The organism is Demequina flava (assembly GCF_000975035.1).
GTDB classification, from domain to species: Bacteria; Actinomycetota; Actinomycetes; order Actinomycetales; family Demequinaceae; genus Demequina; species Demequina flava.
The window spans coordinates 132,287-145,642 of record NZ_BBRA01000001.1; the positions used below are offsets into that span (position 1 = coordinate 132,287).

The window sequence follows — 13,356 nt, forward strand, 5'->3', positions numbered from 1 at the left end:
TTAGTACCCGGGGGTGCTTGCCGCTAGTCGCGGTTGAGACGCATCGCGTCTTGAGCTGACTCGCCCTCGGTTGGCCGAGGGTCAATGAGACTGGATGTGTATTCCGGCGTGCTCTCTCGCAAGGCACCCACCGGCTGTGCGACCCCGAAGAGCCACCCTTGCCCGTAGCGCCAGCCACAGTCCGCGAGGAACTGGGCCTGGTCTTCGTTCTCAATGCCCTCCGCGATTGTGGCAAGGCCAAGTTCGCGCGCCAGGGCGCCCAGCGCGCGGGAGACGCGAGCCCCCGCGGGGTCCTCGGGGATTCCCGCGACAAACGACATGTCGAGTTTCACGCCAGAGACGGGCAGGTCGCGCAGATACGACAACGGAGATACACCGGTACCGAAGTCGTCCAGCAGGATCGGGACACCCGCGTTGCGCAACTCCGTGAGTTCGTGACGAATACGCGTGTTGGGTGCCACGAGCGAGGCCTCAGTCAATTCCACGACTAGGCGCTGGGGGCTCAGGTGATACCGGCCGATGGCGCTCAGCACCTTGTCGGCAAACTCCGAGTCGCCCAACTGGTCGGCCGAGACGTTGATGGAGACCCAGGTGGTCTGTGACGGGCCATTGGCCAGGAACGAGGCGGCCTGTTCAACGAGCGACATGCCGAGTGCGACGGCAAGGTTGCGGTCGTCGATCAGCGGCAGGAAGCTCGCAGGAAGCAACAGGCCCCGGGTGGGGTGTTGCCACCGCACCAGCGCTTCGTAGCCGACCACCGTGCGTGTGCGCAGCTCCAAGATGGGTTGATAGTGCAGCACGAGGTCGCCGCGCTCGATCGCGTCAACGAGTTCAGCAGCCAAGCCGGTGTGACGCTCGCTGGCTGCGCGCATCGATGGTTCGTAGACCTCAGTGCGGGACTTTCCGAGCGACTTGGCGCGGTACATCGCAGAATCCGCGGCGCTGAGAAGGGCGGGCGCGCCGCCGTCAACCGTCTCGCCGTCGGCCATGGCGATGCCCACCGAGGCGTGCAGCGCGACCTGGTGGCGCTTGACCTGAATGGGGCGGCGCAGTCCTTCGTGAATCGCACCGGCGATGTCGTACAGCGCCTTCGAACAATCGGGGTCTTGGACCACAATGACGAACTCGTCACCGCCGATGCGCGACACAGTGCCACGGCCCCCCGCGGCGGCACGCAGAACTCCCGCGACGTGGACAAGGGCGTTGTCACCGGTGGCGTGTCCAAAGCGATCGTTCAGGCCCTTGAATCCGTCAAGGTCGATCGCCAGCACACCCACCCGTGACTCAGGATCGGGCTGATCGAGCAGTTCCTGCAACACCTCTTGCATCAACGTGCGGTTAGCAAGCCCCGTGAGGGGGTCGTGCATTGCCCGATGAGCAAGGATCTCGGAGTGCATGCGGTCGTCAGTGCTGTCTCGCAGCTGGACCACGTAGTGATCGGGGGCACCGCCGGCGTGACGCACGAGGCCCACGTCAAGCTGTGCCCACACCACGTTTCCGTCGGCCTTGACGTAGCGTTTTTCCACGTTGAAGCGGTTCTGCGCGCCTGAATACAGGCGCTCGAGCTGGTCTTGCTCCGCGTGTAGGTCTTGGGGGTGCGAGAGGGATGAGAACGGCACGGATCTCAGCGCGGACACGGTTGAGCCCATCATCTCCGCGAAGGCGCGGTTCACTTCCATCAGGCGCCACTCGAGGTCCACGAGCGCCATCCCGCTGGGGGCGTTCTCCATGGCCTTGCGGAACTGGGCATCGGACCGCGAGATGGCCTCTGCGGCTTCCCGAAGCCCGGAGGTGTCCATGATCGTGACGATGGTGACCGGCCCGTCATCGAGTCCGTCCTCGACAACGCGTGCGCGCACCTGGACCCAGCGAATGTCGTCGGCTCCTCGGCGTCCTGGAACGCCGATGATGCGCGACGTCAGGTCGTTGGAGTCGATTCCAAACGCTTCTCGCAACAGCAGCGGCCGCATGCGGTCATCAACGACCCGCATCCCCAGTCGGGATAGTGGCTTACCGACCGCCTCTTCACGGTCAATGCTCAACACATTGGCGGCGACGTCAGACAGCAACGCGATCTCATCGGTCTGCGTGACGATCAGGATGCCGTCGCGAGTGGACGACATGACCGCCTCGAACTGCCGCTGAAGCTTGCGCTCACGCGCCATGACCTGGTCGCGCGCAATCCGGGCACGGCGAGAACGCCAGAAAAAGAAGAGGGCGAAGAAAGCGAGAACGAGAACCGTGATGGTGCCGGTCCATGCCACAGCCGGCTCGGTTATGGCCTCTACGACTCCTCCCACGGTGCTCCTTCGCTCTCGTCATCGGGTGCGGATGCCGCTGCCGGAGCAGGGGTCTCACCACGAAGAATAGCGAGTGTTCCAGCCAAGTCATCCGGACTAACCAAAACTTCTCGGGCCTTCGAGCCCTGCGACGGACCAACGACCTCACGGCTTTCGAGCAGATCCATCAAACGACCGGCCTTCGCGAAGCCCATCTTCAGCTTGCGCTGGAGCATCGATGTCGAGCCCAACTGCGTCGTGATCACAAGTTCAGCAGCGGCAACCAGGTCATCCAGGTCGTCGCCGATGTCCTCAGCCACAGTCGCGGCGCCGCCTTGCGGCTGCGTGACATCGTCGCGGTACTGCGGGTTCGCTTGGTCCTTAGCGTGCTCCACGGCCGCGTGGATCTCCGATTCGGAAACCCAGGCTCCCTGGACGCGCATTGGCTTTGACTCCCCCATCGGCAAGAAGAGCGCGTCACCCTGTCCAATGAGCTTTTCCGCACCGGGCATGTCGAGCACCACGCGCGAGTCAGCCAGAGACGAGGTCGCGAACGCCAACCGGGATGGAACGTTGGCCTTGATGGTTCCGGTGATGATGTCCACGGACGGGCGCTGAGTGGCCAGCACCAGGTGGATTCCGGCCGCGCGAGCCAGCTGCGTGATGCGCTGGATCGACTCATCGACATCGCGAGGCGCCACCATCATGAGGTCGGCGAGCTCATCGACGATCACCAGCAGGTACGGGTACGTCGTCAGTTTGCGCTCTGAACCTGGAAGCGGCTTGAGCTTGCCCGTGCGCACTGCCTTGTTGAAGTCGTCGATGTGCTTGAAGCCGAACATTGCCAAGTCGTCGTAGCGCATGTCCATCTCCTTCACCACCCACTCCAAAGCCTGTGCCGCCTTCTTGGGGTTGGTGATGATGGGCGTGATCAAGTGAGGGATACCCTCGTAGATCGTCAGTTCCACGCGCTTGGGGTCAACGAGCACCATGCGCACCTCATCGGGCGTGGCGCGCATCAGGATCGACGTGATCATCGAGTTCACGAAGGACGACTTACCAGCACCGGTGGCACCGGCGACCAGCATGTGCGGCATCTTGGCGAGGTTCGCCATGACGTAGCCGCCCTCGACGTCCTTACCGATACCGATGGCCATGGGGTGATCGTTCTTGATCGCGTTGCCCGACCGGAGCACGTCGCCAAGCGCGACCGTCTCGCGGTCAACGTTGGGGATCTCGATGCCGATCGCAGACTTACCCGGAATGGGCGACAGGATCCGGACATCGGGGCTCGCCACGGCGTAGGCAATGTTCTTCGACAGGTTGGTGATGCGCTCAACCTTGACGCCCTGGCCCAGTTCCAGCTCGTAGCGCGTCACGGTGGGGCCACGCGTAAAGCCGGTTACCTCGGCGTTCACTCCAAAGTCCGTGAAGACTTGCTTGAGCGCGTCAACCACACGATCGTTCGCCGCCGACCGTGTCTTGTGTGGAGCACCCTTCACCAGCAACTCGGTGCTGGGAAGCACATAAGGCGAGGAGTTCTCCAACTCGCCCTGCTCCCCCGTCGGAACCAGGCGCGTCGTGGCCGGGGCCTCGCGTTGGGGAATCTCGCCGCTAGGCATCTCGGCCCACTCGTCGCCGGCCTCGGACTCGGTCTCAGCCCCGGCATCGGCCCCGGACAAATACGGCGAGACCTTGCCCGCGTTCGTCGACAACAACTCGGTGCCGCCGGGAGTGAACTCGGGCTCCTCTTCCCCGCGCACAACCTCTGCGGCGGACGCGAAGGCCTCGTCGGCCTCGTAGGACTCCAGCTGGCCGTCGTCCTCCTTGGGCTTCTTGGGCCCAAAGAGTCGCTTCTTGGTTCCCTTGGGCTTGGGTTCCTTGTCGCCCTTGCGGGCCAAGGTGCGGTGCTCAGGGAACTCTTCGTCCGCGCCCTCGCCACCGGCGCGGCCGAAGCGCTCCTTGGCCATGGCGATCAGTTCACGTAGAGGGATTCCGACAATGATCAGGATGCTCAGCAGGGTCAGCAGGATCAACGTGATGACGGCCAGTGGTGCCGACAGCACGGCAGCAAGTCCGGTCCCCACTGCCCAACCGACGACGCCGCCGGCACTGCGGACTGCGTCCATATCGTCAAACGGGCTAGGACGGCCTGCGCCAATCTGGATCAGACCGGCAACGCCAATGGTCAGGAGGACCGCACCAAAAGTGATGCGGTGGTTCGCCTGCTCCTCATCCGGGGCTCGCATGAAGCGCACCGCAAACACCACGAGCACCACAGGAAGGGCAACCGCCAGGACACCGATCGCACCAGCAAACAGCCAGTGAATCGCGGTCCCGGCCCAGCTGGGAAGCTGGAACCACTCGCGCGCCGCAATGATGATGGCGAGCAGGATCAGGCCAATAGCCAGGCCGTCGCGGCGCACCTCGGGACTCACTTCGCGTGCACCGTGGCCGACACTGCGCACGCCTGATCCGACCGCATTTGAGATGCCGCGCCCCATCGCGGCGATGCCACGCAGGATCGCCGGTGGTCGCTTGCGCTCGGTCTGTTGCTTGCTTTTGGGCGCACCCTTAGCGGGGGCGCGCTTGGCAGCGGGCTTGCTTCGGGTGCTCGTGGGACGTGACTGAGCCATGCTTCCGGAGGCTACCGGCGCATCGGCCCTTCACGCGGTTGCCACCCCGCGCGTACGCGTTTCGTTCTCCCAGCGTTCCCTAGGACTCAATCACGATCGGGATGATCATGGGCCGGCGTCGCAGTTTGGTCCCCACGAAGCGACCCAGGACGCGGCGCATGACCTGCTGGAGCTGGTGGTTGTCCGCGGTTCCGGTCGCTGCGGCCTCTTCGAGTGCTTCGCGGATCTTGGGCAGGATCGGGTCAAAGACCGAGTCGTCCTCCGCGAGACCTCGCGCGTGCACCTCTGGCCCGGAGACGACCGAGCCGTTCGTGGAGTCGATCACGGCGAAGACGGACACGAAGCCCTCCTCCGACATGATTCGACGGTCCTTGAGTTCCGCATCCGTCACCTCGCCCACCGAGGATCCGTCGACGTACACGTTGTGCACCTCGACCGCGCCAGCGATCTTGGCGACGCCATCCTTGAGGTCCACCGCGACGCCATTCTCCGCGAACAGGACGTTTTCCTTGGGGATACCCGTCTTGATGGCGAGGTTTCCGTTGGCCAGGAGGTGGCGAACCTCACCGTGAATGGGCATCACGTTCTTGGGGCGAACGATGTTGTAGCAGTACAGGAGCTCGCCCGCGGAGGCGTGACCTGACACGTGCACGCGCGCACTGCCCTGGTGAACGACCGTGGCGCCCAAGCGCATGAGGCCGTTGATCACGCGGAAGACCGCGTTCTCGTTGCCCGGGATCAGGGACGATGCCAGGATCACCAAGTCGCCCTCGCCCACCGAGAGCTTGTGGTCCTGCGAGGCCATGCGGCTGAGTGCCGCCATCGGCTCACCTTGGGAGCCCGTGCACATGTACACGACCTCGTGAGCGGGGAGGTTGTCGGCCTTCTTGGCGTCGACCAGGATGTTTGCTGGCACGTCGAGATAGCCCAGCTCTGCTGCAATGTTCATGTTGCGCACCATCGAGCGGCCCACAAAGGCCACGCGGCGCCCGTGGGCGTGTGCGGCGTTGATGACCTGCTGAACGCGGTGGACGTGGCTAGAGAAACTGGCAACCACGATGCGGCCCGTGGCCTGCGCGAAGGTTTGGTCAAGCACCGGGGTGATCTCGACCTCGGAGGCCGTGAATCCAGGCGACTCGGCGTTGGTGGAGTCCACCATGAAGAGGTCGACGCCGCGCTCACCAAGAGCACCGAATGCGCGCAGGTCGGTGATCCGGCCATCCAGCGGCAACTGATCCATCTTGAAGTCACCTGTGCCGAGCACGGTGCCTGCGGCGGTCGTGATGAAGACCGCGAGCGCGTCGGGGATGGAGTGGTTGACGGCGACGAACTCGAGGCCGAAGCCTCCGAGTTGCTCTTCCTGGCCCTCCTTGACGGCGAGCGTCAGAGGCGTGATGCGGTGTTCCTTGAGCTTGGCCTCGATGAACGCAAGCGTGAGCTGCGAGCCGATGATCGGGATGTCGCGGCGCAGGCGCAAGAGGTACGGCACGGCGCCGATGTGGTCCTCGTGACCGTGCGTGAGCACGATCGCCTCGATGTCGTCTACGCGGTCTTCGATGTAGCCGAAGTCCGGCAGGATCAGGTCGACGCCTGGCTGGTGGTCCTCGGGAAACAGCACGCCACAGTCGACGATCAACAGGCGACCATCGATCTCGAAGACGGTCATGTTGCGCCCGACCTCGCCGAGGCCTCCCAACGGGACGACGCGCAAGGTGCCCGGCTCCAGCGGTGCCGGCTCGGATAGTTCGGGGTGGAAGGTCACTTCTCTCCTAGGGTTCGACGGGCACACCTGCGTCGCGCAACAGCGCGACGTACTCGGCGTACTCGGCATCATCAAAACTCACGTGTGGCAGGCGCATGTGGCGGCTGCCAATCAGGTCAAGCGCGTACATCGCGCTCTTGGCGGTCACGGCGCCCAGGCCTCCGCCCATCACGGCGTCAATGGCGCCAGCGTGTGACATGAACTCAGCGGCGGCCTTCTCAGGTTCACCAGCGCTGTGTGCGGCAACCATGCGGGCGATGGACTCGCCCACGACGTGGCTGGCCACGGAGACAACTCCGACAGCGCCTGCGCGCAAGAACTCGAGGGTGAGTGGGTCATCACCCGAATACCAGTCCAGTCCCGTGCGCTCAATGCGCGCCTTGGCCTGGTCGATGTCACCGGTGGCGTCCTTCACAGCCACAACGTTGGAGCGCTCCGCGATCGCGTCGAGAACCGTGTCAGAGATGGGCTTCGCCGTACGTCCCGGGATGTCGTACAACATGACGGGCAGGTCGGTCGCGCCGGCCACAGCCTCGAAGTGGGCAAGGACGCCGAGGTCCGAGGGCTTCGAGTAATACGGCGTCAGTGCGAGCACGCCATCGGCGCCACATTCCTGGGCCTGCTGGGCCATCATGACCGCGTGGGCGGTGTCGTTGGAACCCGCTCCCGCCACGATCGTGGCACGGTCACCGACCGCCTCGACAAGGGCGGTCGTGAGTTCGAGCTTCTCGGGAGCGTGCGTGGTGGGTGCCTCGCCGGTCGTACCCGACACCACGAGCCCATCAGAGCCGTGGGCAAGCAGGTACTCGGCCACCTTGATGGCACCATCGATGTCGAGAGAACCGTCATCGTGCATCGGCGTCACCATCGCAGTGAGCACCGTCCCCATCGGGCGCATGTCATCCATGATGACAAACCTATCGCGTGTGCGCCATCAGTCCGTCATCGGCGGAGCGCAACTGTGCCCCGCGACCAGCGCGGTTGCGGGGTACAGCGCGTTCAAGCGATCCGATGGCCTCGCGGCCGCTTACGGCACCACGATCTCAAATCTGGGGTCGCCCGGCTGCATCACCGACAGCAGCTGGTCGAGGACATCACCGTCACCGTCGATCTCGATGCCGGGCGACTCGGTGTCGCCCGCCGTAAGCGCGATGAGACGCATCTTGGTGAGCGACAGTCGCGCTGCGGCGCCCTCGCGGGGCTCGCTCTCGTGACCGACCAGGACTCCGTTGCGAAGCGTCACCCGGAACGAGCGGCCAAGGTCCGTCAATGTCACGTCGAGCGCGAGATCAAGGTCCCAGGCCTTGGGCCCGTCTACCGCGATAGCCATCGCGTCCCAAATCTGTTCTGGACTGAGCTGCGCGACGATCTCGGGCGCGGCAGTCGTGGTCGGGGTACCAAAGTTTCCTTCTCGCAACTCCTGCGCACCGGACAGGAAGAAGTTGCGCCACGTGCCGTTCTCAGACCCGTATCCCAACTGCTCGAGCGTCGCGGCGTACAGCTCGCGCGTAGCGGCGTGGTCTGCCTCCGTGAAGATCGCATTGTCGAGCAACGTCGCAGCCCAACGGAAATCACCCTCGTCGTATGCCTCCTGGGCAAGTTCCACGACACGCTCCATGCCGCCCAGCGCCTTCACGTAACGCTCCGCTTGAGCCTTAGGAGGGTGTGGCCATAGGCGCGCGGGGTTGCCGTCGAACCAGCCCATGTAGCGCTGGTAGATAGCCTTGACGTTATGGCTGACCGAGCCGTAATAGCCATGGGTGCCCCAGACGTTTTCGATCGCTGGCGGCAGCGTGATCTCCTCGGCGATCTCCGCCCCAGTCATGCCCTGGTTGAGCATTCGAAGTGTCTGGTCGTGCAGGTACTTGTAGAGATCGCGCTGAATCCCGATGTAATGGAACACGCGCTCGCGACCCCAGGTAGGCCAGTGATGAGAGCTAAAGAGAACATCCGTGCGGTCGCCGAACGTGCCAATGGCTTCCGTCAGGTACTTCGCCCACACGTTGGGGTCACGTACGAGCGCGCCGCGCAATGTCAGGAGGTTGTGCAGCGTGTGCGTGACGTTTTCCGCCATACACAGTGCGTTGTAGCGCGGGAGGAAGAAGTGCATCTCCGCGGGCGCCTCGGTGCCCGGCGCCATCTGGAACTCCATCTCCACGCCATCGATGGTGTGCGACTCGCCGGTCTTCGCAACATCAATAGTCGGCACGATCAGACCTGCTGCCCCCACGCTCGTCGACTGACCGAGCCCGGCGCCCACCTGCCCTTGCGGACCCTTGTGCAAGAGCGCGCCGTACATGTAGCCCGCGCGACGCGCCATGGCCGTACCTGCATAAACGTTCTCAGCGACCGCGTGCTCGACGAGTCCCTCGGGGGCGATGATCTCAACCTCGCCGTTGTCCACCTGCACCTGCGATACGAGCCCGAACACTCCACCAAAGTGATCGATATGTGAGTGAGTGAAGATCACCGCCTTGACCGGGCGGTCGCCACGGTGGTCGCGATACAAACCGATCCCGGCGGCGGAGTTTTCCTTTCCGATGAACGGATCCACCACGATCACGCCTTCATCACCCTCGATGATCGACATCACCGAGAGGTCAAACCCGCGCACCTGGTAGATGCCCTCGACGACCTCGTAGAGACCGTGCTTTGCGACGAGCTGAGCCTGTCGCCACAAGCTGGGGTGGACGGACTCGGGTGCCTCGCCATCCAAGAAGTCGTAGGCGGAGTTGTCCCACACAACGTCGCCTGCTTCATTCCGGATCGCGGGATCCTCAAGGGTTCCGAGAAATCCACGATCTGCATCCTCAAAGTCCTGGCGATCGCCAAACGGCATCGTCTGCAAATGCCGCGCGTGCGCTACCTTGATCGACTCGCTCGGGTCATGGTGAGACATGTGGTTCTCCTCTTAGATCGCAATCCGTGGTGCCAACGTCAAAAACATCATTGCCCAGGCAACGGCCCACCGCAATGGGGCTCATCGGCGTCTCAATGGGGTCCCGCCGAACCTCAAGCGCAGCACACGGAGCTCCACCACGACCATCACCTACTCTTTACCTTCCCGCGCGCGATGCCACGGTCAGCAGCACCGCACAATCGGTCGCTGCGGTGAGCCCATGACGCACCGGCGGAATGACCAAGAAGTCACCGGCCGACAGCGCCAATTCGGAATCACCAGAGGTGAATGTCACTTCTCCCCTGAGCACCTGCAGCGTCGCTTCTCCTGGACTGTCGTGATCATGGAGTGCGTTGCCACCCGCTATCGCGATAACCGTCTGACGCAAGTCTCGGTCGCGCCCTCCCATTAAGGTGACCGCATGGCGCCCGCTGGGCGCTTCGTAGGCCAGGGCCAATTGCTCGTCGACAAGGCCGTCCAGGTCAACAATGCTCATGTCACGTTCCTCACTCCCCCTGCGAGCCAGTCAACCGCAACTGCACCCCGAGCGCACGGCGACCCCAGCATCGGCCCTCCGGTGTGGCACCCACCCGCGAGCACAGGTCGCCCTAGAGTTGGACCCCATGAGCACCATCCCCACGCCGTACGAAGACCTGCTGCGCGACGTGCTCGCGCATGGCACGCGCAAGGAGGACCGCACCGGCACCGGCACGCTGTCCGTGTTCGGTCGCCAAATGCGGTTCGACCTGCGCGAGTCTTTCCCGCTGATCACAACCAAGCGGGTGCACATGAAGTCGATCACGGGCGAGTTGCTGTGGTTCCTGCGCGGCGACACGAATGTGCGGTGGCTCCAGGAGCGCGGCATCTCGATTTGGGACGAGTGGGCCGATGACAACGGGGATCTTGGTCCGGTCTATGGCGCGCAGTGGCGTTCGTGGCCCACCCCCGGCGGGGACTCCATTGACCAGATCGCGAACGTGATCGAGTCCATTCGCACTAAGCCCGATTCCCGCCGTCACATCGTCACTGCGTGGAACCCGGCCGAGGTGGACAACATGGCGCTCCCCCCGTGCCACGCGATGTTCCAGTTCTACGTCGCGGGCGGCGAACTGTCGTGCCAGCTCTACCAGCGCAGCGCTGACCTCTTCCTCGGCGTGCCGTTCAACATCGCCTCCTATGCGCTGCTGACCCACATGATCGCGGCGCAGACGGGGCTGAAGGTCGGCGAGTTCGTGTGGACCGGCGGCGACTGCCACATCTACTCGAACCACCTCGAGCAGACCGAATTGCAGCTGAGCCGCGAGCCGTATCCGTACCCCACGTTGCGCCTCGCCCAGCGGGACTCCCTCATGGACTACGACCTGGATGATGTCGTCATCGAGGACTACCAACACCACCCGGGCATCAAGGCCCCGATCGCGGTCTGAGACATGGCACTCAAGGCAATCTGGGCACAGGCTCGCGACGCGGACGGCCGGCCCGTCATTGGGCTCGACGGCGACATGCCGTGGCACTTGCCCGAGGACCTGAGGCACTTCAAGAACTCGACCATGGGGTGCCCGGTGATCATGGGACGCCGGACGTGGGAGGCGCTGCCTGAGCGATTCCGGCCGATGCCGGGGCGCCTCAACATCGTCGTCACCTCCCGCGACAGCGTGGAGGGGGCCGATGCCGTGGTCGCCTCACTCGAACAGGCACGCGATATCGCGACGGACAGGGCGCCGGGGCGCGATGCGTGGGTCATGGGTGGCGGGCAGTTGTATGCGGCCGCGATGGACGTCGTCGATGCACTCGTGGTCACCGAGATTGATCTCGAAACGCGCGGCGACACGTACGCGCCCGAGGTTAACGAAACCGACTGGGAAGCCACCGAAGACTCCGGATGGCGTGACTCCGCAACGGGGCCGCGCCACCGCTTCCTCACCTACACCCGACGCTGAGAGCCGGCGCATGAGGTTCACCGTGCCACACCGCGTGGAGACCGAACGGCTCGTCCTGCGGCGCTACACCCACGCCGATGCGGAGGCGCTCGGCGAGGTCACAACCCGCAACGTCGATCACTTGCGTCGCTACATGGAGTGGATCCAGTTCGAGCCGCAGAGCATCGAGCAAAGGCGCGCCCTCATCGATACGTTGAATTCCCAGGCGGACGCGGGTGAGGACTACACGCTTGGGATGTTCCTGCACTCAGGGGAATTCATCGGCGGCACCGGGTATCACGTGCGGGCCCATCCTGACCGGCTCGAACTCGGCTACTGGATCGATCGAGCACAAGAAGGGCGTGGTCTTGTCACGGAGGCCGCGGTGGCTCTCACGCTTGTGGCGTTGAATCTCGCGGGCGCGGACATCGTCGATGTGGCTCACGCGCCGTCAAACGAGCGGTCTGCGTCTATCCCCCGCCGGCTGGGATTTGTGCGCCAGGAGGCTGTCGCGCACGGATGCTTCGATGACGGTCAGATGCACGATGGCGTGATGTGGTGGGCGACGCGAGATCACCTCACGCAGGAACCGTTTGCCGCCGCACCGCGCCCGCGCGCCTGGGGCGCCGACGGTACCGAGTTTGCCTGGCCCGCTGAGCGGGCAGACGCTTAGCCGAAGATCGTGGCGAGAACGATGCCACCGGTGACCGACAGGGTCAGCGCGATGATGGTGATCAGGGCCACGATGCGCACACGGCGCTGCTTCTTGTCCTCGGTGCTCATGGGACGCAACTCTACCGGGCGACAGGACACAGGTCATCACCTGCCACAATGACCGGCATGTCTGTGTCCCGACTCGATGCCACGCGCCAACAGGCGCTGTCGGTGTCACTGGCCACAGGGGCCTACGCGATTAGCTTTGGGGCGCTGTCGGTTGCGGCCGGTCTGGACATTTGGCAGACCATGGCGCTGAGTTTGCTGGTCTTCTCCGGGGGCTCTCAGTTCGCCTTCGTGGGGGTACTGGGTGCCGGAGGCACGGCTGCCGCGGCGGTCGCCACGAGCACATTCTTGGGTCTTCGCAATGGCTTCTACGGAGTGGGGCTTGCGCCTGTTCTCCGGCCGATGCGTGGGTTGCGTCGCGTGTGGGCATCCCAGGTGACGATTGACGAGTCCACCGCGGTCGCTTTGGCGCAGCCGCCCGAGGACGTCGAGGCTCGCCGAGCTGGATTCTGGTGGACCGGTGTTGGCGTCTTTGTGGCGTGGAACGCCGTCACCGTGGTCGGTGCGTTGCTCGGTTCGCGGATCGGCGACCCGGCTCAGTGGGGGTTGGATGCGGCAGCTGCCGCCGCGTTCCTTGGCCTGCTGTGGCCGCGACTAGCGAGCCGCCCTGCGCAGGCGGTGGCCGCAGCATCGGCCGTCGTCGCCCTGCTGCTCACTCCCGTGCTGCCGTCCGGTCTTCCGATACTGGCCGCAGCGCTCGTTGCGGTCATCGCGGGCTGGCCGGCGCCCGAGGATGTCGAGGCGGTGCCGGAATGAGCGAGTACATGCTGATGTGGGTCGCGATCGTCGTCGCGGGCGTCCTGGCGTGGGCGACGAAGTACGCGGGGCACGTCGTTCCAGAGACCTGGCTCGAGAACCCGCGTGTGCACCGTATCGCCGCCTACGTGACGGTCGCGCTACTCGCGGCGCTGTTCGCGGTGCAGGCCTTCACGGCAGGCTCCGACGTGGTGCTGGATGCCCGCGTGGCCGCGGTGGCAGTTGCGGCCGTGTTGCTGTGGCGCAAGGCCCCATTCATTGTCGTGGTGTTCGTCGCCGCGGGGGTGGCCGCAGGCTTGCGGCTCCTTGGCTGGGGTTAAGCGGC

At 64.6% G+C, this 13,356-nt stretch carries 11 protein-coding genes; 5 read left to right on the forward strand and 6 right to left on the reverse strand.

The genetic code is table 11. The features are described from left to right. Positions 1-23: 23 nt before the first annotated feature. From AOP74_RS00615 to AOP74_RS00640, 6 genes are all read right to left on the reverse strand, one after another. The gene (locus AOP74_RS00615) at positions 24-2,300 is read right to left on the reverse strand and encodes a putative bifunctional diguanylate cyclase/phosphodiesterase (RefSeq protein WP_082095907.1); all 2,277 of its coding nucleotides are present in this window, start codon (positions 2,298-2,300) and stop codon (positions 24-26) included. Further along, a complete protein-coding gene (locus tag AOP74_RS00620) occupies positions 2,285-4,915 on the reverse strand; it encodes a DNA translocase FtsK (RefSeq protein WP_082095908.1) in 2,631 nt (876 codons plus the stop codon). The genes AOP74_RS00615 and AOP74_RS00620 overlap by 16 nt, the downstream gene beginning before the upstream one ends. A 79-nt stretch (positions 4,916-4,994) precedes the next feature. Beyond that, the gene (locus AOP74_RS00625) at positions 4,995-6,677 is read right to left on the reverse strand and encodes a ribonuclease J (protein ID WP_061960402.1); all 1,683 of its coding nucleotides are present in this window, start codon (positions 6,675-6,677) and stop codon (positions 4,995-4,997) included. A 7-nt stretch (positions 6,678-6,684) separates the two neighbouring features. Continuing rightward, entirely contained in the window at positions 6,685-7,584 is a 900-nt protein-coding gene (gene dapA, locus AOP74_RS00630) for a 4-hydroxy-tetrahydrodipicolinate synthase (protein WP_061960403.1), read from the reverse strand. 120 nt (positions 7,585-7,704) lie between these two features. After that, the gene (locus AOP74_RS00635; protein WP_061960404.1) at positions 7,705-9,576 is read right to left on the reverse strand and encodes an alkyl/aryl-sulfatase; all 1,872 of its coding nucleotides are present in this window, start codon (positions 9,574-9,576) and stop codon (positions 7,705-7,707) included. 157 nt (positions 9,577-9,733) lie between these two features. Beyond that, the gene (locus AOP74_RS00640; protein ID WP_061960405.1) at positions 9,734-10,072 is read right to left on the reverse strand and encodes a cupin domain-containing protein; all 339 of its coding nucleotides are present in this window, start codon (positions 10,070-10,072) and stop codon (positions 9,734-9,736) included. 127 nt (positions 10,073-10,199) lie between these two features. Between AOP74_RS00640 and AOP74_RS00645 the strand changes: the two genes are divergently transcribed. From AOP74_RS00645 to AOP74_RS00665, 5 genes are all read left to right on the forward strand, one after another. After that, the gene (locus AOP74_RS00645; protein WP_061960406.1) at positions 10,200-11,003 is read left to right on the forward strand and encodes a thymidylate synthase; all 804 of its coding nucleotides are present in this window, start codon (positions 10,200-10,202) and stop codon (positions 11,001-11,003) included. A 3-nt stretch (positions 11,004-11,006) separates the two neighbouring features. Next, positions 11,007-11,516 (forward strand): dihydrofolate reductase, encoded by a 510-nt coding sequence (locus AOP74_RS00650; RefSeq protein WP_061960407.1) that lies wholly within the window; start codon positions 11,007-11,009, stop codon positions 11,514-11,516. A 22-nt stretch (positions 11,517-11,538) separates the two neighbouring features. Beyond that, positions 11,539-12,168: a GNAT family N-acetyltransferase gene (locus AOP74_RS00655; RefSeq protein WP_236683685.1), complete on the forward strand. Its 630-nt coding sequence runs from the start codon at positions 11,539-11,541 to the stop codon at positions 12,166-12,168. A gap of 158 nt (positions 12,169-12,326) precedes the next feature. Beyond that, the gene (locus AOP74_RS00660; RefSeq protein ID WP_061960409.1) at positions 12,327-13,031 is read left to right on the forward strand and encodes an AzlC family ABC transporter permease; all 705 of its coding nucleotides are present in this window, start codon (positions 12,327-12,329) and stop codon (positions 13,029-13,031) included. Further along, positions 13,028-13,351, forward strand: coding sequence for an AzlD domain-containing protein (locus AOP74_RS00665; RefSeq protein ID WP_061960410.1), 324 nt, complete (start codon positions 13,028-13,030; stop codon positions 13,349-13,351). Before AOP74_RS00660 ends, AOP74_RS00665 begins: the two co-directional genes overlap by 4 nt. The last annotated feature ends 5 nt before the right edge of the window (positions 13,352-13,356 follow it).